The sequence below is a fragment of the Subtercola boreus genome, from assembly GCF_003399625.1.
Lineage (GTDB): Bacteria > Actinomycetota > Actinomycetes > Actinomycetales > Microbacteriaceae > Subtercola > Subtercola boreus_C.
The window spans coordinates 1-20,396 of record NZ_NBXA01000025.1 but is presented as its reverse complement, the minus strand read 5'-3'; the positions used below and the strand labels follow the sequence as shown (position 1 = coordinate 20,396).

General features: G+C 66.9%; 16 protein-coding genes. 8 read left to right on the top strand and 8 right to left on the bottom strand.

Features of this window, described 5'->3' with window-relative positions; translation table 11 throughout:
- Positions 1 to 113: 113 nt before the first annotated feature.
- The 5 genes from B7R21_RS13220 to B7R21_RS20150 are packed head-to-tail and all read left to right on the top strand — an operon-like array spanning position 114 to position 6,748.
- Positions 114 to 1,457: a biotin/lipoyl-binding protein gene (locus tag B7R21_RS13220; protein WP_172592173.1), complete on the top strand. Its 1,344-nt coding sequence runs from the start codon at positions 114 to 116 to the stop codon at positions 1,455 to 1,457.
- A complete protein-coding gene (locus B7R21_RS13215) occupies positions 1,450 to 2,187 on the top strand; it encodes an ABC transporter ATP-binding protein (RefSeq protein WP_216364232.1) in 738 nt (245 codons plus the stop codon). The genes B7R21_RS13220 and B7R21_RS13215 overlap by 8 nt, the downstream gene beginning before the upstream one ends.
- Positions 2,184 to 3,416 (top strand): ABC transporter permease, encoded by a 1,233-nt coding sequence (locus tag B7R21_RS13210; RefSeq protein ID WP_116283727.1) that lies wholly within the window; start codon positions 2,184 to 2,186, stop codon positions 3,414 to 3,416. Before B7R21_RS13215 ends, B7R21_RS13210 begins: the two co-directional genes overlap by 4 nt.
- A gap of 51 nt (positions 3,417 to 3,467) precedes the next feature.
- Positions 3,468 to 4,535 carry a hypothetical protein gene (locus B7R21_RS13205; protein WP_116283726.1) on the top strand — a complete coding sequence of 356 codons (1,068 nt, stop codon included), beginning with the start codon at positions 3,468 to 3,470 and terminating at the stop codon, positions 4,533 to 4,535.
- Positions 4,532 to 6,748: an HlyD family efflux transporter periplasmic adaptor subunit gene (locus B7R21_RS20150; protein WP_172592172.1), complete on the top strand. Its 2,217-nt coding sequence runs from the start codon at positions 4,532 to 4,534 to the stop codon at positions 6,746 to 6,748. Before B7R21_RS13205 ends, B7R21_RS20150 begins: the two co-directional genes overlap by 4 nt.
- Before the next feature lie 84 nt (positions 6,749 to 6,832).
- On the opposite strand, the gene B7R21_RS13190 is transcribed toward B7R21_RS20150, so the two are convergent.
- Both B7R21_RS13190 and B7R21_RS13185 read right to left on the bottom strand, forming a co-directional pair.
- Positions 6,833 to 7,201 carry a protealysin inhibitor emfourin gene (locus B7R21_RS13190; protein WP_116283724.1) on the bottom strand — a complete coding sequence of 123 codons (369 nt, stop codon included), beginning with the start codon at positions 7,199 to 7,201 and terminating at the stop codon, positions 6,833 to 6,835.
- A complete protein-coding gene (locus B7R21_RS13185; RefSeq protein WP_116283723.1) occupies positions 7,185 to 8,333 on the bottom strand; it encodes a M4 family metallopeptidase in 1,149 nt (382 codons plus the stop codon). The genes B7R21_RS13190 and B7R21_RS13185 overlap by 17 nt, the downstream gene beginning before the upstream one ends.
- Before the next feature lie 106 nt (positions 8,334 to 8,439).
- Here B7R21_RS13185 and B7R21_RS13180 point away from each other — a divergent pair, with 106 nt between their 5' ends.
- The 3 genes from B7R21_RS13180 (at position 8,440) to B7R21_RS13170 (ending at position 12,280) form a co-directional block, all read left to right on the top strand.
- Positions 8,440 to 8,805, top strand: a complete 366-nt coding sequence (locus B7R21_RS13180) for a hypothetical protein (protein ID WP_116283722.1) — start codon at positions 8,440 to 8,442, stop codon at positions 8,803 to 8,805.
- A 99-nt stretch (positions 8,806 to 8,904) separates the two neighbouring features.
- Positions 8,905 to 10,452 carry an HNH endonuclease signature motif containing protein gene (locus B7R21_RS13175; RefSeq protein WP_116283721.1) on the top strand — a complete coding sequence of 516 codons (1,548 nt, stop codon included), beginning with the start codon at positions 8,905 to 8,907 and terminating at the stop codon, positions 10,450 to 10,452.
- Between the two features lie 274 nt (positions 10,453 to 10,726).
- The gene (locus B7R21_RS13170; protein WP_116283720.1) at positions 10,727 to 12,280 is read left to right on the top strand and encodes a DUF7059 domain-containing protein; all 1,554 of its coding nucleotides are present in this window, start codon (positions 10,727 to 10,729) and stop codon (positions 12,278 to 12,280) included.
- A 16-nt stretch (positions 12,281 to 12,296) separates the two neighbouring features.
- Here the strand turns inward: B7R21_RS13170 and B7R21_RS13165 are convergent, their stop codons facing one another.
- The 6 genes from B7R21_RS13165 to B7R21_RS13140 all read right to left on the bottom strand — a co-directional run bounded on the left by B7R21_RS13165 (position 12,297) and on the right by B7R21_RS13140 (position 20,256).
- The gene (locus B7R21_RS13165; RefSeq protein WP_116283719.1) at positions 12,297 to 13,745 is read right to left on the bottom strand and encodes a threonine/serine ThrE exporter family protein; all 1,449 of its coding nucleotides are present in this window, start codon (positions 13,743 to 13,745) and stop codon (positions 12,297 to 12,299) included.
- Positions 13,746 to 13,816: 71 nt separating this feature from the next.
- On the bottom strand, positions 13,817 to 14,599 hold the full coding sequence (locus B7R21_RS13160) for a dienelactone hydrolase family protein (RefSeq protein WP_172592171.1): 783 nt from the start codon (positions 14,597 to 14,599) through the stop codon (positions 13,817 to 13,819).
- A gap of 10 nt (positions 14,600 to 14,609) precedes the next feature.
- Complete coding sequence (locus B7R21_RS13155) at positions 14,610 to 16,355, bottom strand: ABC transporter ATP-binding protein (protein ID WP_116283717.1); 1,746 nt, start codon at positions 16,353 to 16,355, stop codon at positions 14,610 to 14,612.
- Positions 16,352 to 17,410, bottom strand: a complete 1,059-nt coding sequence (locus B7R21_RS13150) for an ABC transporter permease (RefSeq protein ID WP_116283716.1) — start codon at positions 17,408 to 17,410, stop codon at positions 16,352 to 16,354. The genes B7R21_RS13155 and B7R21_RS13150 overlap by 4 nt, the downstream gene beginning before the upstream one ends.
- 2 nt (positions 17,411 to 17,412) lie before the next feature.
- The gene (locus B7R21_RS13145) at positions 17,413 to 18,513 is read right to left on the bottom strand and encodes an ABC transporter permease (protein ID WP_116283715.1); all 1,101 of its coding nucleotides are present in this window, start codon (positions 18,511 to 18,513) and stop codon (positions 17,413 to 17,415) included.
- A 102-nt stretch (positions 18,514 to 18,615) separates the two neighbouring features.
- A complete protein-coding gene (locus B7R21_RS13140) occupies positions 18,616 to 20,256 on the bottom strand; it encodes an ABC transporter substrate-binding protein (RefSeq protein ID WP_116283714.1) in 1,641 nt (546 codons plus the stop codon).
- Between the last annotated feature and the right edge of the window lie 140 nt (positions 20,257 to 20,396).

Sequence of the window (20,396 nt, the reverse complement as noted above, 5' to 3'; positions counted from 1 at the left end):
GGGCGTCGGAGCTGATGGCGGATCGATAGCTTCGTCCAATGATCGCGATAGCCGGAGTTCCTACTCTCACTGTGAGGCGCAGCCCGCGCACGATCAAGGTGGCTACGGAGAAAATGAAGCTTACGAACTACGTCTCGCGGATGCGCAGGCGCACCCTCGTCATATCGGGGGCTCTGATCCTGCTGATTGCGGCCGGATCGGTCTACTGGTTCGGCTTCGCCATGCCGGCCTCCTCCTCCCAGGCCGCCCAGGCGCCGGTCACCCGCACCGTGCAGGCGAGCCTCCAGACCATGGAGAAGAGTGTGTCGACAACGGGAACACTCACCCCGACGGTGCAGCAGACAGCCGGTTTCACCGTTTCGGGCACCGTCACCGCGGTGAACGTGGTCGCCGGCCAGACCGTCACGGCGGGGCAGGCGCTCGCCACCGTCGACACGATGACTGTCGACGCGGCGCTGCTGCAGGCGAAGGCCACCCTCGCAACGGCTGAGGCCAAGCTGGCCGATGCGACCTCTGCCAGCGACGGGAGCGACGCGGCTGTGGCCCAGATCGCCGCGGACCAGTCGTCGGTCGACCTGGCCTCTGCCGCCGTGACGGATGCCGAGACAGACGTGACCGATGCAACGCTCACCGCGCCGGTCGCCGGTCTCGTGACGACCGTCGGCGTCGCTGTGGGTGACAGGGTGTCGGCGGGATCGTCCTCCGGTTCCTCGACGTCATCGTCTTCGGGTGCGGGCACGACGGGCGCCGGATCGACCGCGGGAACATCGGCGGCGACATCCGGAACCACCACGACGGCCAGCACCTCGGGATTCACCATCGTGAGCACCGATTCGTGGCAGGTGAGTGTGGCCGTCTCGGAGTCCGACATCGCCAACGTCGCCAAAGACGACCAGGTCGAACTGTCGCTCACCGGCGGCACGGCCTTCTTCGGCACGGTCGCGTCTGTCGGCCTCCTGCCGTCCGCGACCTCAGGAGCCGTCACCTACCCCGTGGTCGTCTCGGTCACCGGTTCCCCCGCAGGGCTCTACGACGGAGTCTCCGTCACGACAGCCATCGTCTACGAGCGTCGCACGAACGTGCTGACCGTGCCGAGCGAGGCAGTGACGACGGCTGCCGGCACGAGCACGGTGACCACTCTCGATGCGGAGGGTGCAGAGGTGAAGACGCCGGTCGTCGTCGGCGAGACGGTGGGTACCCTCACCGAGATCACGAGCGGGTTGGCGGAGGGGGACAGCGTCGTGGTGACGGTCTTCACGCCCGGTGGCACCGGAACGGGCGGGCAGACCGGCGGTACGGGAACCGGTCGCCAGACCGGCGAGTTCCCGGGTGGCGGAACGGGAACCTTCCCCGGAGGCGGCACGGGCACGATCCCCGGCGGTGCCGGTGGCGGAACCGGCGGTACCACCACCGGCACCACGCGCAGCACGACGCGGAATGGCGGGGCCAATGGTTGAGCCGGTCATCCAGAGCCGTGTCGAGCCGACATCCGGGAGTACCGAGCCGGTCATCGCCCTGGCGGCGGCCCGCAAGGTCTACCGTTCGGGTTCTCTCGAGTTCGAGGCCCTCCGCGGCATCGACCTCGAGATCGTCGAAGGCGAATACGTGGCGATCATGGGCCCATCCGGCTCTGGAAAGTCGACGATCATGAACATCCTGGGCTGCCTCGACACCCTCTCCAGCGGCACCTACCGGCTGGGCGGCGACGACGTGAACGACCTCGACGAGATCGATCTCGCCCAGATCCGCAACCAGCGCATCGGGTTCGTCTTCCAGCAGTTCAACCTGCTTCCGTCTCTTTCAGCGTGGAGGAACGTCGAACTGCCGATGATCTACGGCAAGGTGCACCGCGACGAGCGGAAGCTCCGTGCCCAGCGCGCCCTCGAGCGGGTGGGACTCGGCGACCGGCTCGCGAACCGGCCGGGGGAGCTGTCGGGTGGCCAGCAGCAGCGTGTCGCCGTGGCGCGGGCCCTGGTCGGTGAGCCGACGATGATCCTCGCCGACGAACCGACGGGGAACCTCGACTCCGTGTCGACGCGGGATGTGCTCGGTCTCTTCGACGAACTGCATGAGCTCGGCCGCACGATCGTGCTGATCACGCATGAGATCGAGGTTGCCGAACGCGCTCGCCGCATCGTCCGGGTGCGCGACGGCGAGATCGTCACAGACGAGGTGAACGCCGCATGAGCTGGATGGAGACGTTCCGAACGAGTTGGTCGGCGGTGCACTCGCATGCACTTCGTTCGCTGCTCACGGTTCTCGGCATCCTGATCGGCATCGCCGCGGTCATCCTCACCGTGGGGCTGGGGCTCGGCACCCAGAAGGATGTCAGTTCGCAGATCAGTTCGCTCGGCAGCAACCTGCTCATCGTCACACCGGGCAGCACAACAGACACCTCCGGTGTGCGCGGTGGCTTCGGCACCAGCTCGACGCTGACGATCTCGGATGCCGCGGCCCTCGCCTCAACGGTCAACTCGCCCGACATCGCCGGGGTGGCCGCCGAGAAGTCGACCTCGCTCTCGCTGGTGAACGGTGACACGAACTGGACGACGACGGTCACGGGCACCACACCGTCGTGGCTGGATGTGCGTTCCCGCACCATCGCCTACGGCTCCTTCATCACCGATGCCGAGAACGCCGCGTCTGCCTCGGACATCGTTCTCGGGTCGGAGACGGCCGACGAGCTGTTCGGCACGCAGAACGTGGTCAACCGCACGGTGACGATCTCGGATCGCACGTTCACGGTGGTCGGTGTGCTTTCCTCGGCGGGGTCGAGCTCGTCGGACAACCTCGATGACATAGCGATCGTTCCGTTCTCGACGGCGGCCACACGCCTCATCGGCGGTACGTCGAGCAACAGTGTGTCGACGATCTACGTGCAGGCGGCCTCAGCAGGCCAGCTCTCGGGGGCATACCAGGAGACCCAGACGCTGCTGGCGAACCTCCACTCCCTCTCGGATGTCGCGGATGCGGACTTCACCATCGCCAGCCAGGACGCCCTCGTCGGCACGGCGACAGCGATCTACCAGACCCTGACCGTGCTGCTCACCGGTGTCGCAGCACTCTCCCTCCTTGTGGGTGGTATCGGCGTGATGAACATCATGCTCGTCTCCGTGTCGGAGCGCACCAGGGAGATCGGCCTGAGAAAGGCGCTGGGGGCGCCTCCGTGGGCGATCCGACGGCAGTTCCTCATCGAGGCGGCGATCCTCGGGCTCTCGGGTGGTCTGCTCGGCGCAGTGCTCGGCATCATCGCGGCCCTCACCCTGCCGGCCGCCCTCGGCAGCTCGATCGTGGTCTCGGTGCCGGCAGTCGTGCTGTCGATCGGAGTCGCGGTCGCCATCGGCATCGTCTTCGGCGTGTATCCGGCCACCCGAGCGGCCCGGCTCGCTCCCATCGATGCGCTGCGCAGTGAATAGCCGCGCACTCTCGCTCTCAGCTCCCCTCCAACGCTCAACAGAAAGTCAGTCATGAACAGCACACTTCGCAGGTACCGGATGCCCGTGGGCGCCCTTCTCGCCCTCGGCGCCCTTCTCGCGCTGAGCGCGTGCTCCTCGAGCGCCGCATCGTCCGACACGTCGGCCGCCTCCTCCGCTGACGGTTCGGGCCGGGTCGGCGCCGGCACCGGTGGCACCGGTTCGTTCGGCGGCGGTGGAATCTCCGGCCTCATCGCCGCGGCCAGCGGAACGATCCTCCAGGTGCAGGACACCTCCACCCAGACCGCTGTCAGCTACACGGCGAGCACGGCGATCTCATCGACCGTCTCTGCTGCCCTCGGCGACATCGCGGTCGGCAGCTGCGTGAGTGTGACGAGCGCCACGGCAGCAGCCGACTCATCCACGGGCACCTCGACCACCACGTCGACCGATGCCTCGGCGCCCATCACAGCGACGACGATCGCCATCAGCGACGCCGTCGAGGGAACCTGCGCGAGCGGTTTCGGCGGGGGCGCCGGTTTCGGCGGGGGTGCCGGCGGCACGGCGCCCGACGGCGTGGCTCCCACCGGTCTACCGAATGGTGCGACAGGCGGCGGGGGAGCATCCGGAACCACGCCCACCGGCACGCCGAGCGACGGAGCGGGCACGGGTACCGGCGCCGCCGGTGGGTTCGGGGCCCGCGGCGGGTTCACCATCGGACAGGTGACGGCCGTCTCCGGTTCCACGCTCACCGTGACGGCAAGCGTTCCCGCCATGCCCGCGGGCAGGACGGCAACCTCGAGCGCGACCGATTCTGCTGCAACGGCACCGACTGCACCGGCACCGACCGCCTCGGCACCGACCGCGTCGGCCACGCCGGTGAGCGTGATCGTCGACGCGGCCACCACCTACACGAAGACCATCGCCGCAGACAGTACGGCGCTCGCCGTGGGGAGCTGTGTCGCCGCACAGGGAACCTCGAACACCTCCGGCGGGTTCGACGCCACGTCGCTGACCGTCTCGACCGCCGTGGACGGCGCCTGCACGAGCCGGGTCGGCCGCCGCGGTGGCGCTGGCGCTGGCGCGGCTGCGAACGGCTCGACCACGACGAGCGGTTCATGAACGAGGCGCCGCCCTTCGACTTCGGCGAAGCGGAGGGGGATGACGGTTCCGGTCGTGCTGGGGGTGCGACGGTCTCATCCGATGCTGCTGCAGGCAGCCCGGTAGCCCCGACCCCGTTCACTCCCCGTCAACGGGCCGCGCGGCGTCGTCGCAACCGGATCATCGCGGGGGCCGCCGTCACGGCTGTGCTCTGCGCGTCAGGTGGGGGTGTCGTCTATGCGCTGGCGCAGCCCGCCGGAACGAACTACCGCACAGCGGTGGCGTCGATGGCATCGGTGAGCGAGTCCCTGGCCGTCTCCGGAACCATCGCCTCCGCAACGCGTCGCGACGAGGCATTCTCAGTGGCGGGAACGGTGAACGCCGTCTCTGTGGCAGTCGGCGACACCGTGACCGCCGGGCAGCAACTCGCCACCCTCGACACCACCGATCTGCAGTCGGCGATCGAGAACGCCCAGACCTCGGTGACGAAGGCCCAGCAGACCATCGACGACGATCTCGCCTCGCAGACCGCCAGTGCAACGACGACCGGCAGCTCCACGACGAGCAACACAGCGACTGACGGCGCCTCGACGGCCGCTGCGGGTTCGACGGGTTCGACCGCTGCGTCCGGATCCGGCAGCACTTCTACAGGTGCTGCAACTCCAACTCCTGCTGCTGGTTCTGCTGCTGGCACGAAGGCGGGCACAACCTCGGCGACGAACCCTGCGGTCGTCGCCGCTGCGGCAGCGGTGACGGATGCCCAACAGAAGCTCCTCGCCCAGTACAGTAGTGCGGCGCAGATGGCTCTGACCGCCACGCAGACGAGCATCGATGCCTCCACCACGACGTGCAAGCCGTTCCTCGAGGCCACCCTGGATGGCTCGACCCCCACCCCCACCTCGACCCCCACCCCCACCCCCACACCGACCGCGATGCCCACACCGACCGCGACGCCCGCGCCGACCGAGACGCCCACACCGACCGCGACCCCCACACCGACCGAGACACCCGCGCCGACGGCTACCGCTACTCCCACGCCGAGCGCGACCCTGGAAAGTGACGACTCGGACACCGGCAGCACCTCAGACGCATTGCAAAACGCCCAGGACCTGCTCGCGGACTGCCAGAGCGCCATCAGCACGGTCCAGGCCCAGCAGGAGACGAGCCAGACGGCTCAGTCCGATGTGCTTGCTCTCGTCGGCACGCTGAACTCGGCCGTCAAGGCTCTGCAGTCCGCCATCGTCGACACGGACGCAACATCTCCGTCCGCATCCACGCCGGCCACGCCGACGCCGACCACACCGACGCCGACCATCACAACCCCGGCCACTCCCGCCGCTGGCTCCGGCGGTTCGACCACCTCCACCTCCACTTCGACGCCCACCTCCACGGCTGCCACTCAAGGCTCGGCGACCACCACCGGCCCCTCCGGCTCCGCGGCCGGCGGCACCGGAACGGGATCCACGACCACCGTTGCGTCCGCCGAGGACATCGTCGCCGACCGGGCTGCACTCGACGTGCAGAACGCCGCTCTCACTGCTGCCGAGCAGAACCTGTCTCTGGCGACACTCACCGCCTCGACCGCCGGAACCGTGGCCGCAGTCTCCCTGACCACGGGTACGGCTGTGAGCGCTGATTCCACAACCGCCGCCATCACCGTGATCGGTACCGACGGCTATGTCGTCGATTCGACCGTCTCCTTGGCGAACATCGCAAAGGTCGCAGTCGGCCAGGTCGCTGTCGCCACCCTGCCCAGCACGGGCGCGACCCTCGCCGGTACAGTCAGCCGCATCGGCGTGCTCGATGTGTCGAGCTCCTCGACGCCCTCCTACACTGTGACGCTCTCGTTCGACGGTTCGGTTCCCGTGCTGAACGGTGCGTCGGCGCAGATCGCCGTGCAGGTCTCGAACGGAGATTCCGTGCTCACGATTCCGACCTCCGCAGTGCACCGCTCCGAAAGCACCTACACGGCCGATCTGCTGAAGGACGGGACATCCGACAGCACCGTGATCACGGTGGGCACGATGGGAACGGAACGCACCCAGGTGCTGACGGGCCTGGCGGAAGGCGACGAGGTGATCCTGGCGAACCTCGATACCGATGTGACAAGTACAGACACGTCGACCTCGACGACGGGGCTCACCGGTCTGGGCGGATCCACGACCCAGACGACGGGCGTCGGCAGGCAAGGATTTGGGGGAGGTGCCCCACCTGCGGGCTTCACTGCGCCGTAGGGAGGAGTATCGCAGAGCCGGGCTGGGCAGGGCAGAGCGGGGCGGAGCAACAGAGTCAGGCGGAGCAGGGCGGAGCCGGAATGCTCAGTGCGGTGGTGCCGGCGACTGCCCCGAACCTGCGTCGCCGTCGGCCTGCTGCTGCACCCGGTCGACCAGATCGCGCCAGCCGCCGGTGAGGGCGCTCTCCGGCAGGGTCTTCTCGTGCCGCACCTCAGAGTGCACGGCGATCACGATCCGGTAGACGAAACGGTCGACGCTCCGCGGATCCTCTCTCGGCGTCGCACCCCACGGAAGCGAGTCGGCAAAACCCAGCCACACGCCAACCGTCGACGGGTCGTCTGCAGTCGCCTCCCACGTTCGCTTCAACCCCGCAAAGCCGCCGGTGCGCACGACTGTGACAGCGACCTGCGGACTCGCATCTCGCAGACCGGAGGTGTCAGCCGGCTGCTCCATCCTCCAAGACTCCCACTTTCAGCCAACCTGCGCGAACGGCTTTCGTCTCAGCAGAGCCGGAACCGAAACGTGCTGTGGCCGCGGCCACCTTGGCGCGGGCGAAGGTGGCGAAGTCGACGTCGGATGCGAGGGGGCCGGTGATCGTGTCGTACCAGACCTGCCCCGCCGTCTCCCAGGCGAAACCACCGATCTCGATCGCGGCGAGTGCGAATGCGCGGTTCGGGATGCCCGAGTTCAGGTGCACTCCACCGTTGTCGTCTGTCGTGTCCACGTAGTGGGCCATGTCTGCCGGCTGGGGGTCTTTGCCGAGCATGTCGTCGTCGTAGGCCGTTCCGGGGCTGATCATCGAGCGCAGCGCCTTGCCCTGTACCGCAGCGGTGAACAGCCCTTCGCCAATGAGCCAGCTCGCTTCGCCGGCCGACTGCTTCTTCTGGAACTGCTCGACCAGCGCCCCCATGACATCGGAGTAGGACTCGTTCAATGCGCCCGACTGGCCCTGGTACTCCAGCCCGGCCGTGAACTGGGTCACCCCGTGGGAGAGTTCGTGCCCGATCACAGACACCGAGGCGGTGAAGCGCCCGAAGATCTCGCCGTCACCATCGCCGAAGACCATGCGCTGGCCGTCCCAGTATGCGTTGTCGTAGTCCTTGCCGTAGTGGACTGTCGCGAGCAGCGGGAGCCCCTTCCCATCGATGGAGTTGCGTCCGAAAGCTCTCTCATACAGCTCGAACGTCGCCCCCAGCCCGTCGTAGGCCTCGGTGACGGTGACATCGGAGGTGGCATCCGATCCCTCCGTGCGCACCCGTGTCCCCGGCAGCTGTTCCGTGTTGTGCGCGTCGAAGATCGTGCGTGAGGGCGTCGGGGTTGCCGCGACCGCTCCGGCGGCCGACTCCGCCAAAGTCCCTCCATCACGCCTCTTCACTGTCGCTGCAACCGACGGTGAGCCCCCGTGCGGAACCTCGGAATCGGGCCCCGTGCGATTGGCTTCCGCGCCTGCGGTGGCCCGGGCATCCAGAACCGAGTCTCGCGCCAGCAGCGCGCGGCGAGCCGATCGAGCAGCCCGCACCATGCGACCGTCATCGGTCTGTGCGATCTTCTCGAGAAGATAGGGAGGAACGATCGAATGAATCATGGGCACACTCTACGCGCGGCCCCCGACACCGGATCTTCTTATAACGGCTCCGCCCGACGTGTGCAACAGCCTTGTGCTGGGGCAGCCTGACGCGGAGTCTAGAAGCATGAAGAAGATCTCTTACGCCGGGGACTCCTTCGTCACATCTGATGGCGTCGCTGACGCGCTTCTTCGTTTCGTCGCGGCTCTCGGGGCGAATCACACCTCGGCGTCGGTGGAGATCCCGAGCTACTCTGCCACAGAGGAAGTCGAACTCGTGCAGCTCGTCGTTGGTCCTTCGAGCGCGATTCTCAGCCGCCCGGACTCTTCCACGGCGTTACAGGACTCGGATGCCTCGGCGGAGGATTCTGCGCGGAGCGCCGTGGCCCGTCTCGATGCCGACACAGAGGCGCTGACCGTTGCCCGAAACGTCGTCTACGCTCAGCCGCAGGGCTTCGTGGGGTACGACTTCGAAGGCATCGAGACGTTCTAACGGGTCGGCTCAGAAATCGTTTCTGAGAGTTTTGGATTTCATCCTGCGGGGACCCTGATTTACTGAGGGAATGTCAGTGGTTGGTGTTTGACTGTTGGTATGAACCAGCCAGCCTCCTCCTTTGACATTGCTTCGGTGATGGGGTGGGTTTCGGATGCCCGGGAACGGTTCGACGCCTTGTTGGCGGGTGTCGGTGGGGCTGCCGCGCCCTGCGGGCTTGCCGACGAGGACGTGATGGTGGCGACTGCGGAGGTCGAGTCGTTGGGCCGGATCATTGATGGCCTGCGTGTGCGGATGGCGGGGGAGGTGGCGGCTCTGTCTGCTGTCGAGTACGGCGATGAGGGGTTGTCGAAGTCTCACGGGTTCCGGTCTGTTCAGTTGTTTCTTGAAACGGTGACGCAGGCGTCGAAGCGGTCGGTTCAGGATCGCCTTCGGCTCGCTACCCGAACGCACACGACGATGTCTCTGGTCGGTCTGCCGAACCCGCCATTGTTCCCCCGCGTCGCGGAGGCTCTTGCGAGGGGCGACATCGGGGTAGATGTCGCGGAGCGGATCACCACCCGCCTCACCGACGTGGCTTCTCGGGTCGGGTTCACCGAACAGGTGGAGGAGGCTGAGGGTGGTCTGGTGTCGTACGCGCAGGATCGGGTCGGGGGGTTTGGGTATTCGGTTCGGGAGGTCGATGATCTCGCGATCAGGTACCGGGAGCACCTCGATCCTGACGGTGCCGAGCCCCGAGACGCAGACCTGTTCGAACGCAGGTATTTGACGTTGACGCCGCACTGTTCAGGGATGACGCGCATTACGGGGATGCTGACAGGCTCGATGGCCGGGATCATCGGCGCCGCCCTCGAACCGTTCACCAGCCCCCGGATTGTCTCCTTCGAACCCGACCCGGCAAGCGTCGGTGGCGACGACGGCGACGACGGCGATGACGGTAGCGACGAAGGCGGTGACGGTGTGCTGGGTGATGCTGTGACGGCGGATACGCGGAGTGCAGGTCAGAAGCGCGCCGATGGTCTGGTGCAGCTGATTGAGCTGGGGGCGAAGGACCCAGCGGTGCCGCGGTTGAATGGTGCGGCGCCGGCCGTGAACCTGCACGCCACCCTCGAGGATGTGACCTCGGGGCGGGGTGTGGGGTGGATCGATGGGCTCACCGAACCCGTCCCGTACACGACCGTTGAAACGCTCCTGTGTCACGGGGATGTCATCACGACCTTGTTCGGTGAGCACGGGCAGGTGATCCAGCACGGCAAGACCCGGCGCCTGTTCACCACCGCCCAGAACCGCGCCCTCGCCGCACGCGACGGCGGGTGCGTCTGGCCAGGCTGCAACGCACCCCCCTCCTGGTGCGAATCGCACCACGTCGACGGGTGGCTATCCCCGACCCACCCGGGTGGGCTGACGGACCTCGACAATGGGGCTCTGCTCTGTCACTTCCACCACTCAAACGTGCACAAAGCCCGCTGGATACTGACCATCCGAAACGGCACCCCCCACGTCATCCCACCCGCATCACTCGACTGGAACCAAACACCCAGACCCTGCCAACAGAACCGGGCCAGGCAGTTACCGCCCGGCCACCACCCACCAGACCATGAAGTAGACGATCAACTCCGAGACGACCAGTCCAGCGACACCGGGTAAAACGACGCCCACCACCCGGGCCCACCACTCGGGCCCACTATCGACGCCCTCACCCGCGCCCTCACCCGCGCCCTCACACGACGACGTCACAGTGCGCCCTGCACCCGGCCATCACAGCCGACCACCCATATTTCGTATCGTCGCCGACCATCGCGCACCACCGATTCAGCCATGCGCATCCAGAACCCATCAATCCGAAGGCAAGCCCGAAGGGCGCGGCAGCAGCAGAGTGCACGAGTCGAGCACGCGCTGGCGGGTGCGCTTGAATGGGGTGATGGGCTCCACTCTCACCGCCGACCTCCGCCGCGATCTGATCACCTCGTCTTTCAGCGTCGAGACGGTCGGCAGGCTGTGGGGTGAAGACGCAGCGGCTGCCCTCTTCCGCGGGCAACGGCTGCCGGCCCTCCGCGCACTGGCACGGCGGCGCGCGGAGGGTCTTCCGTTCACCCGGGCAGAGGCTCTCGCCGCGCTGTTCGTCCTGAACGAGCCGCTCGACCGAGCTGAGGTCGACCGAGCCCTTCCGCAACTCGGCAGTGCGGGTGCTGAAGCCCTCGGCCTGGTCGGCGACGCACCCGACGGCCCCGCCGCCGGACGACTCCGCGCGCTCCTCGACCTGCGACCGTACAGCTTCGTCGACACGCTCGGTGCCGGCAGCTGGTGGATTCTCTCCGATCTCGGCGAACTCGCTCTCGGACATCCGCTCAGCGAAGATCACGTGCTCGGCATCGGGGGAGCATCCACCACCCTGAGTGGGCTCATGATCAGCTCGCCCATCGACTCAGCCCTCGACCTCGGCACCGGCTGCGGCATCCAGGCGCTCCACGCATCGCGTCACGCGCGCCGGGTGGTCGCCACCGACATCTGCGAACGGGCCCTCTGGCTGGCAGGCCTGAACGCCGAGCTGAACGCGGTCGACAACATCGAGTTCCGGTTGGGGAGTCTGTTCGAGCCGATTCAGGATGAACGTTTCGACCAGATCGTCTCGAACCCGCCGTTCGTCATCACTCCGCGGCGGGAAGGCGTGCCGCTGTATGAGTACCGCGATGGCGGGCTGGTCGGTGACGCGCTGGTGCAGACAATCATCCGTGAGGCCGGCGAGCACCTGACTCCCGGCGGCACTGCGCAGCTTCTCGGCAACTGGGAGTACCACGCAGCTTCCGCCGACTCGGGCCTCGATCGGGTGCGGAGCTGGATCGAGCCGACGGGTCTCGACGCATGGGTCATCGAACGCGAGCTGCAGGATGCCGCTCTGTACGCCGAGACGTGGATCCGTGACGGCGGCACCCGCCCCGGAACCGCGCAGTTCGATGAGCTGTACGAAGCGTGGCTCGACGACTTCGATTCGCGGCACGTCACTCGGGTCGGTTTCGGCTACGTGCTGCTGCGTGCGCCCCTCACCGGCACTGGCGGGAGACTCGCGCGCTATGAGACGCTCCATGGCGGGCGGGGTGACAACCCTGCCGGGTTGGGGGAGTACTTCCAGGCGGCGCTGGAGGGCCGCGACTGGCAGGCGGCGCTGAGTGACGCCGGTCTGCTGGCCTCGGTTGTGACCTATGCCTCCGATGTGACAGAGGAACGCCACTATTGGCCGGGGCAGGAGAATCCGACGGTCATGACGCTCAGGCAGGGCAGCGGGTTCGCCCGAACTGTCTCTCTCGATACGGCGCTGGCCGCGCTGGTGGGTGCCTGCGATGGGGATCTCACGCTCGGCCAGCTCTGCGGGGCGATCGCCCATCTGCTGGAGGTGGAGGAGGACGCGCTGATCGATGATGTGCTCCCGCGCATCCGGAAGCTCATCGACGACGGGTTCCTGCTTCCGCTGAAGTGACGGGACGGGACGGGGGTCACGACCGTGGTGGGGGGAGGACGTTCAGCGCCCTTCTCGCTCGCCGCGCGCGGTCGAAGTCGCGGGTGAGACCTGTTCCGACGAGGATGCCGAGCGCGATCGAGAAGAGCGACAGTGCAGTGTTCACGATGGTGGAGGCGCTCCCGGCGCTCTCTGTTGCAGTTTCGCTGATGCCGATGAAGCCGAGGGCTCCGGGAACCAGCAGCCAGAACGAGGCAAGGGTCATGACGGTGGCCGGTGGTGCCGTTCGGAAGCGCGCGAAGAGCCGACTGATCGGCACGATCACCAGGGCCCCGACGAATCCACCGAGCTGCGGACCGATGGCGATTGCTCCGAGCGACTGGGCCCCGTAGGCCACGAACAGCGCGAGCAGGATCCAGAGGAACGATCTCTTCGGCGCCGACAGGAACAGCACGTAGCCGGCGGCGACCAGAGCGACCCCGAGCACCGAGGTCCACCAGCCCAGTTGCACGCCGACGCTCAGCATCGAGACACTCGCTGTGACCGTGAAGCCGGCGATGACCCCGAAGGTGAGCAGCAAAAGCTGGGCGACTCCGTAGACGATCCGGCTCGCGCCCGCGATGATCTGGTTGCTGGTCAGTTCGATCGAGGCGACCGTCAGGGTGAGTCCCGGCAGGAAGCTCACCAGCGCCGGGGTGATCAGCCGCAGCGGGTCGCCGCTTGCCGGCCCGGTGAGGAACAACACGGTGACGATGGTCACGATGAACGCCGCGAAGACGGGCATCGCGCTGGCGAGGGTGGGGAGTTTCCGGCCGAGGAGCAGCATCAGCCCCACGATCGCACCGAGCAGCACATAGGCGGGCACCGCCGAGAGCGTCGGGTTCAGGGTGAGCCCGAAACCCAGGCACAGCACGGTGTGCCCGATCACGATCATCCACGCCGGGAAACGCGGACGGGACGACCGGATGATCGCAAACCTCGTCGCCGCATCGTCGGGGTTCAGCCTCCCGAGCCGTGCTTCGTTCACCAGCTCGTCGATGGCGGCGGCCTGGTCGAGCCGCACGGAAAGCGAGGAAACGGTATCGAGATCGGTGCGACCGGCGCGCACGGGGTCTCCGATGCCGCTGTGTGCACTGCCGCGACCGCTCGCGGAGCGCACCTCGTCGGCAAGTCCCGCCGCGATGCGGGTTGTGCTGATGATGCCCGTGTCCACCGCCACGGAGGGGATGCTGTCCAGCTGCAACACCACGAGAGTCGGCAGCACCGCGATGCGGATTCCGGTCAGATGGTAGGTCTCGGCGATCTCATAGAGCGTCGATTCCACATCGTTCGTCGCCTGGCTCGAGGCGAGCATCGCGATCCCGAGGGTGCGGAGCATGGTCAGGATCGATGTGTCGACGGCCACGTCGTCTGGCGGCTGTTCGCTCACAGACGGAGGTTTCAGCGACCAGCCGAATGCTCGCCGTACCAGGTCGAAGGCGCTCATCCGGTCATCTTCCCCTCGGGTCGTCAGCGGGTCGGTCTGTCAGCGGGTCGGTCTGTCAGCGGGTCGTTACGTCAGCGGGTCGGCGCGAGGTTCTCGGCCAGGAAGGCGAGGCTCTTCTTCCAGGCATCCTGCGCTGCGTCCTTGCGGTAGGCGTGTGCGTTCGACTCGTTGAAGAAGGCATGACCGGTCTTCCGGTAGGCGATCGCGGTGAAATCGACGTGGGCACCTTTCATCTGCTCGGTCAGGACCGGCAGCGCCTGGAAGAGCGCCGGGTCGTCTTCGCCGACGAAGTACAGGATCGGACAGGCGATCTCGCCTAGCAGCTCCCTGGGCAGGTTCACATAGGCGTAGAAGGGGATGGATGCTCGCACCCGCGAATCGGCGACGGCGAGGCTGAAGGCATAGCTGCCGCCGAAGCTGAACCCCGTGACGGCGATCCGGCCGGCAACAGCCTCCTGCCGGTGGAGGTGGTCGACGGCGGCGATCAGCCGGTGGATGGCCCGGGTCGCGAAGGCCGGCTCCGTGATGGGGGCCATCAGCTCGCGAAGGCGTTCCTGGCCCCGAGCGAGCTCAGTCGGGTCTGCGCTGACCAGCTGCCGCTGCAGTTTCTCGGCCTCGTCGGACGACGCACCGAGGTCATCCATCAGATCGGGGGCAATGGCCAGGTACCCCTCGGCCGCGTATCGGTCTGCGACACTCCGGATGTGGTCGACGACTCCCCAGACCTCGTGGATGACGATGACGGCACCCTTGTACTGTTCCGCCGGGATCTGCGGCGTCGCAACATACGCCGTGAACTCGGCACCGGCGGCGCTGAGCATCACGGTCTGGCTGGAAGCAGGCTTCTGGTTCACGGCAGACAGTTTACGAGGTACCGGCTGCGCGGGCCTCATCGGCGCGAAGCGCCCGCAGTGCCTCACGCCGTGACGCCTGCTCGATCGGATCGGGCACGGGCAGCGACGCGAGCAGGCGCTGGGTGTAAGGGTGCTTCGGCGAGCCGAGCACCTCAGAACCGGTTCCCTCCTCGACGAGCTTGCCCTTGTAGAGCACCGCGATGCGGTCGGCCAGCAGATCGACCACGGCGAGGTCGTGGCTGATGAAGAGCGCGGCGAACCCGAACTCGCGCTGCAGCTCCGCGAAGAGTTCGAGAACCCTCGCCTGCACCGAGACGTCGAGCGCGGAGGTGGGCTCGTCGGCGATCAGCAGTGCCGGTTCCAGCGCGATCGCCCGGGCGAGGCTGGCTCGCTGGCGCTGGCCGCCCGAGAGTTCGTGGGGGTAGCGGTCGCCGTAGCTCTTCGGGAGCTGCACCGCCTCCAGGAGTTCGTCGACGCGGGCCCTGGCCTCACGTGGATTGCCGGCACGGCCGTGCACGACCAGCGGTTCAGCCACGCAGTCGGCGATGGTGAGCAGGGGATTGAAACTCGAGGCGGGATCCTGGAACACGAAGCCGATGTCGCTCCGCACCTTCTTGAAGACGCGCTCGCGGATGCCGTTCATCTCGTGGTCGAGCACCTTCAGGGATCCGCCGGTCACGCGGGTGAGTCCGCCGATCGCACGGCCGATGGTGGTCTTGCCCGATCCGCTCTCGCCCACCAGGCCGAGCACCTCGCCCGCCCGGATCTCGAAGTCGACCCCGTCGACGGCGACGAATCCACCGCGACCGAGCCGGCCCGGATACTCGATGCGAAGGCCCGAGGCGACGACGACCGGAGCGGCGTTCTGCCAGTCGGCTGCGCGAGCGGATGCCCGTTCCACCGTCTGGAGCGCCCCCTGGCCGATGTGCGGCACGGAGGCCAGGAGCTTCTTCGTGTAGTCGTTCTGGGGATCGGAGAACAGGGTGACGGCGTCGGCCTGCTCGACCACCTCTCCCTGGTACATGACCGCGACCCGGTCAGCAAGGTCGGCGACCACTCCCATATTGTGCGTGATCAGAACGATGGCGGTGCCGAATTCGTCGCGGCAGCGGCGCAGTAGGTCCAGGATCTCGGCCTGCACGGTCACATCGAGGGCGGTCGTCGGCTCGTCGGCCACGATCAGTCCCGGATCGAGCACGAGCGCCTGCGCAATGACGACGCGCTGTTTCTGGCCACCCGAGAACTGGTGCGGGTAGTAGTTCACCCGCGTCTCGGGGTCGGGGATGCCGACGCGGCCGAGGATGTCGATCGCCTTGGCCTTCGCCTCTGCACGCGTGTACTTTCCGTGTGCGCGAAGCCCCTCGGCGATCTGCCAGCCGACGGTGTAGACCGGGTTGAGCGCTGTCGACGGCTCCTGGAAGACCATCGACACGTCGGAACCCCGGATGCCGCGGAGCTGCTTCTTCGACAGGCTCAGCACATCGTTGCTGTGTGAATTGCCGGCCCCGGATGCTCCGCCGCCTTCGCGGTTCGAGAGGATGATCGTCCCCCGGGCGGTCGCGGTCTCCGGCAGGAGCCCGAGGATCGACTTCGCTGTGACGGTCTTCCCCGACCCGCTCTCGCCGACGATGGCGAGCACCTCGCCCGCGGCCACCGAGAGGCTGACCCGGTTGACGGCCTTGATCGCTCCGGCGTCGGTGGAGAAGGAGACTTCGAGATCCTCGATCGAGACGATGGTCTTGGCCTGGCCGCTCATGACTGGCGCCCTTCCGGATGGGAGGTGTTGGTGTCGGTGTCGGTCTGGGAGGTGGCGGCGACGTCGCCTGCGGTCGCTGCCACCGCGCGTCGACCCCGGAGGCGTGGGTCGGCGAGGTCGTTCAGGCTCTCGCCGACGAGCGTGACGCCGAGCACAGAGAGCACGATGGCGAGACCCGGGAAGACGGCTGTCCACCAGATGCCGCTCGTCACGTCCGAGAGCGACTTGTTCAGGTCGTAGCCCCATTCGGCCGCAGCTGTCGGCTCGATTCCGAAGCCGAGGAAGCCGAGCCCCGCGAGGGTGAGAACGGCCTCCGAGGCGTTCAGGGTGAAGATCAGGGGGAGGGTGCGGGTGGAGTTCCGGAGGACGTGCCGCACCATGATGCGGGCGTTCGAGGCCCCGATGACCTTCGCCGACTCCACGAAGGCCTCGCTCTTGATGCGCACCGTCTCCGCGCGGATGACACGGAAGTACTGCGGGATGTACACCACCGTGATGGAGATCGCCGCCGCGAGGATGCCTCCGTAGAGGTTCGACTGGCCGCCCGAGATGACGATCGACATCACGATGGCCAGCAGCAGCGACGGGAACGCGTAGATCGCATCCGCCAGCACGACGAGGATGCGGTCGAGCCAGCCGCCGAAGTACCCGGACACGAGGCCGAGGAAGACGCCGAGGAAGATCGAGAGCACAATGGCCACGACCATCACCTCGAGAGCGGTCTGCGCTCCCCAGATCACCCGGGAGAAAACGTCGTAGCCGCCGACGGTGGTGCCCCAGAGGTGCTCGGGGCTCGGTGGCAGCTGGGCGCCGAACTGGCCGTCGGGGCCGCGGAGCTGCGCGAAACCGTAGGGGGCGATGAACTGCGCGAAGACCGCGCAGATGACGAAGACGCCGGTGATGATGAGGCCGGCGACGAGCATCCCGCGTTGGAGGCCGACACTCTGGCGGAGCTGGTGCACGACAGGGAGGCGGGAGAGCAGCGAGCGTCTCGCGGGCCGGGAGACCCTCGCGGAGGCGGGCGTGGACTTCGTACGGGTCGGGGAGTTCGTCATGCTCAGTACCTCACTCGCGGGTCGATGAGGGCGGCGATGATGTCGACGATGAAGTTGGTCACGGCGACGATGACAGCGAGCAGGGCGACGATGCCCTGCACGGCGACGAAGTCGCGGGCGGCGAGGTACTGGGCGAGCTGGAAGCCGAGGCCCTTCCACTCGAAGGTCGACTCCGTGAGCACGGCCCCGCCGAGCAGCAGGGCGATCTGCAGGCCGATCACCGTGATGATCGGGATGAGGGCCGGCTTGTAGGCGTGCTTTCGCACGAGACGGAACTCGCTGACGCCACGCGAACGTGCCGCATCCACATAGTCGGTCGAGAGGGTGCCGATGACATTCGTCCTGACCAGGCGGAGGAACACGCCGGCTGTGAGCAGGCCCAGCGCGATCGCCGGAAGGATGGCGTGCAGGAGCACATCGCTGATCACCGCCGGGTCGCCGGTCTGGAAGGCGTCGATGAGGTAGATGCCCGTCTTGTTCGGCAGGAACTGCATCTCGAGCTCTGACGAGGTGGATGCCCGCCCCGCCACCGGCAGAACGTTCAGCCAGACGGCGAAGACGAGCTTCAACAGGATGCCGGCGAAGAAGACCGGCGTCGCGTAGCAGAGGATGGCGAAGACGCGGAGCACGGCGTCCTGGCCCTTGTCGCGGAAGTATGCGGCGAGCATTCCGAGCGGGATACCGACGATGAAGGCGACGATGAGAGCGTAGAACGCCAGCTCCAGCGTTGCGACCCCGTAGGTCGCGAGGATGGTCGTGATGGGGCGGTTGTCGCTGATGCTCGTGCCGAAGTTGCCGGTCACGATCTGGCCGAGGTACTCGAAGTACTGCACGAGGATGGGCCGGTCGTACCCGGCCGCGTGGATGCGCTCCTGCAGCTGCGCTCCGCTCAGGCGGCCACCGAGTGCCGCTGTGATGGGGTCGCCCGTGGCGCGCATCAGGAAGAAGACGAGCGTGACGAGGATGAAGATGGTGGGGATGATCAGCAGGAACCGCACCACGATGTAGCGGCCGAGCCCCCCACCGGGTATGCGCCGCCTGGAAGTGGGCCTGGATGTCGGGCTGGGGGCGGGTATGCCAACAGCTGGAACAGTCGCTGTCATGGGTGCCAATCGTCAGTGGTGGGCAGGCTGGTACAGAGGATACAGAGAAATGTGGGGGCGATCCGCTGGATCCGGATCGCCCCCACGAGTGGTGCGGAGTGCCTAGCTCTTCGAGAGGGCTCCGTAGCGGAACTTGAACGACGCGTCGAGCGTGTCTGCTGCACCGTTCACGTTCGAGCCGACGACGGCGACCTGCGAGCCCTGGAGGTAGGGGATCGTCGAGAGGTCGGCCGCGACCTTGGCCTGGATGTCCTCGATCTCCTTCTGGCGTGCAGCGGGGTCGGTCTCGCTGAGCTGCTTGGTGATCTCGTCCTGCACGGCGGTGTTCTCGTAGTGGTTCGCGAGGAAGTTGTCGGCGGAGAAGAACGGCGTCAGGTAGTTGTCAGCGTCCGAGTAGTCGGGGAACCAGCCGAGCTGGTACTCCGGGTAGACGTCGGCCGTGCGGTCCTTCGAGTACTGCACGTAGTCGGTGGTCTGCAGGTTGACGGTGAACAGGCCGCTCGACTCCAGCTGGTCTTTGATCAGGGCGTACTCGTCGCCTGATGAGGGACCGTAGTGCTCGGAGACGTACTGCAGGTTCAGCGTGACCGGCCCGGTGACACCAGCGGCAGCGAGGGTCGACTTCGCCTTGTCGGCGCTCGGCTTGCCCGTTCCGTCTCCGTAGAGGTCCTTCAGAACGGTGGTCGCACCGGTCAGGCCTGCGGGAACGTAGGAGTACAGCGGTGTGTACGTGTTCTTGTAGACCTGCGAGGCGATGGCGTCGCGGTCGATCAGGTCGGCCACGGCCTGGCGTACGGCGAGCGACTTGGCCGGGTCGGCTTCGGAGGTGGTGGAACCGTAGGGCATCGTGTTGAAGTTGAAGACGATGTAGCGGATCTCGCCGCCGGGACCGTCGACGACCTTCACTTTGCTGTTCGTCGACAGGTCGGCGATGTCGGTGGCCGAGAGGCTGCGATAGGCGACGTCGATGTTGTTCTGCTGGATGTCGAGCTTGAGGTTCGGAGCCTCGGCGTAGTACTTGACGTTGACGGTCTCGGTCTTCGGGGCTCCGAGCAGTCCCTGGTAGTTCGGGTTCGCCTTGTACTGGATGGTGTTGTTGAAGTCGTAGCTCGAAATGTCGTACTGCCCGGCGAACGGGTGACCCTTGACGATGTCGTTGTCGGGGGTCAGCGCGGTGGGCGAGAAGACCTGCTCGTCGACGATCGGGCCGGCCGGGCTCGAGAGCACCTGGGCGAAGGTCTGGTCGTTCGCGTTCTTCAGGGTGAAGACCACGGTGGTGGGGTCGGGTGCTGCAACGCTCGCGAGGTTGCCGAGCAGTGACGACGGGCCGTTCTCATCGGCGATCGCGACGATGCGGTCGAAGCTGAACTTGACGTCGGAGGAGGTGAGGTCGTTGCCGTTCACGAACTTCAGCCCGGGCTTGAGCTTGACCGTGAACTCGGTGGGCGAGGTGAAGTCGGCCGAGACGGCGATGTCGGGCTTCACATCCGGGCTGCCGAGCGGGGAGTTGACGAGGAAGGGGTAGATCTGGTTCTCGACGGCGAACGAACCATTGTCGTAGGAGCCGGCCGGATCGATGGTGGTGATCTTGTCGGTCGTGCCGATGGTGATCGAGCCGGAGGACGAGCCGCCCGAGGCGGACCCGCCGGAGTTGGCGCCGGAGCAGCCGGCCAGGGCGAGGGCCGAGACGGCGAGTGCGGCGGAGACCGCGAGCACGCGCTTTCGATGGAATGCGGAGGACATGGGTGTCTACCTCGGGTCTGCCCAGAGTTCGGTTGTCATCTGATCTGTGAGATTTGATTCTCGCTGGAAGGATGTCAGTTATGGCAAAGGCATATCCGAAAGAGTTCCGTGATGACGTCGTGGCGGTGGCCCGGAAGGGC

Excerpts from the sequence above, each read along its gene's own strand:
- B7R21_RS13175 (WP_116283721.1), top strand. The coding sequence starts at position 8,905 with ATGAACCAGCCAGCCTCCTCCTTTGACATTGCTTCGGTGATGGGGTGG.
- B7R21_RS13190 (WP_116283724.1), bottom strand. The coding sequence starts at position 7,201 with ATGGAGCAGCCGGCTGACACCTCCGGTCTGCGAGATGCGAGTCCGCAG.
- B7R21_RS13145 (WP_116283715.1), bottom strand. The coding sequence starts at position 18,513 with ATGACAGCGACTGTTCCAGCTGTTGGCATACCCGCCCCCAGCCCGACA.
- B7R21_RS20150 (WP_172592172.1), top strand. The coding sequence starts at position 4,532 with ATGAACGAGGCGCCGCCCTTCGACTTCGGCGAAGCGGAGGGGGATGAC.
- B7R21_RS13180 (WP_116283722.1), top strand. The coding sequence starts at position 8,440 with ATGAAGAAGATCTCTTACGCCGGGGACTCCTTCGTCACATCTGATGGC.
- B7R21_RS13165 (WP_116283719.1), bottom strand. The coding sequence starts at position 13,745 with ATGAGCGCCTTCGACCTGGTACGGCGAGCATTCGGCTGGTCGCTGAAA.
- B7R21_RS13155 (WP_116283717.1), bottom strand. The coding sequence starts at position 16,355 with ATGAGCGGCCAGGCCAAGACCATCGTCTCGATCGAGGATCTCGAAGTC.
- B7R21_RS13185 (WP_116283723.1), bottom strand. The coding sequence starts at position 8,333 with ATGATTCATTCGATCGTTCCTCCCTATCTTCTCGAGAAGATCGCACAG.
- B7R21_RS13210 (WP_116283727.1), top strand. The coding sequence starts at position 2,184 with ATGAGCTGGATGGAGACGTTCCGAACGAGTTGGTCGGCGGTGCACTCG.
- B7R21_RS13140 (WP_116283714.1), bottom strand. The coding sequence starts at position 20,256 with ATGTCCTCCGCATTCCATCGAAAGCGCGTGCTCGCGGTCTCCGCCGCA.
- B7R21_RS13170 (WP_116283720.1), top strand. The coding sequence starts at position 10,727 with ATGGGCTCCACTCTCACCGCCGACCTCCGCCGCGATCTGATCACCTCG.
- B7R21_RS13150 (WP_116283716.1), bottom strand. The coding sequence starts at position 17,410 with ATGACGAACTCCCCGACCCGTACGAAGTCCACGCCCGCCTCCGCGAGG.
- B7R21_RS13215 (WP_216364232.1), top strand. The coding sequence starts at position 1,450 with ATGGTTGAGCCGGTCATCCAGAGCCGTGTCGAGCCGACATCCGGGAGT.
- B7R21_RS13220 (WP_172592173.1), top strand. The coding sequence starts at position 114 with ATGAAGCTTACGAACTACGTCTCGCGGATGCGCAGGCGCACCCTCGTC.
- B7R21_RS13205 (WP_116283726.1), top strand. The coding sequence starts at position 3,468 with ATGAACAGCACACTTCGCAGGTACCGGATGCCCGTGGGCGCCCTTCTC.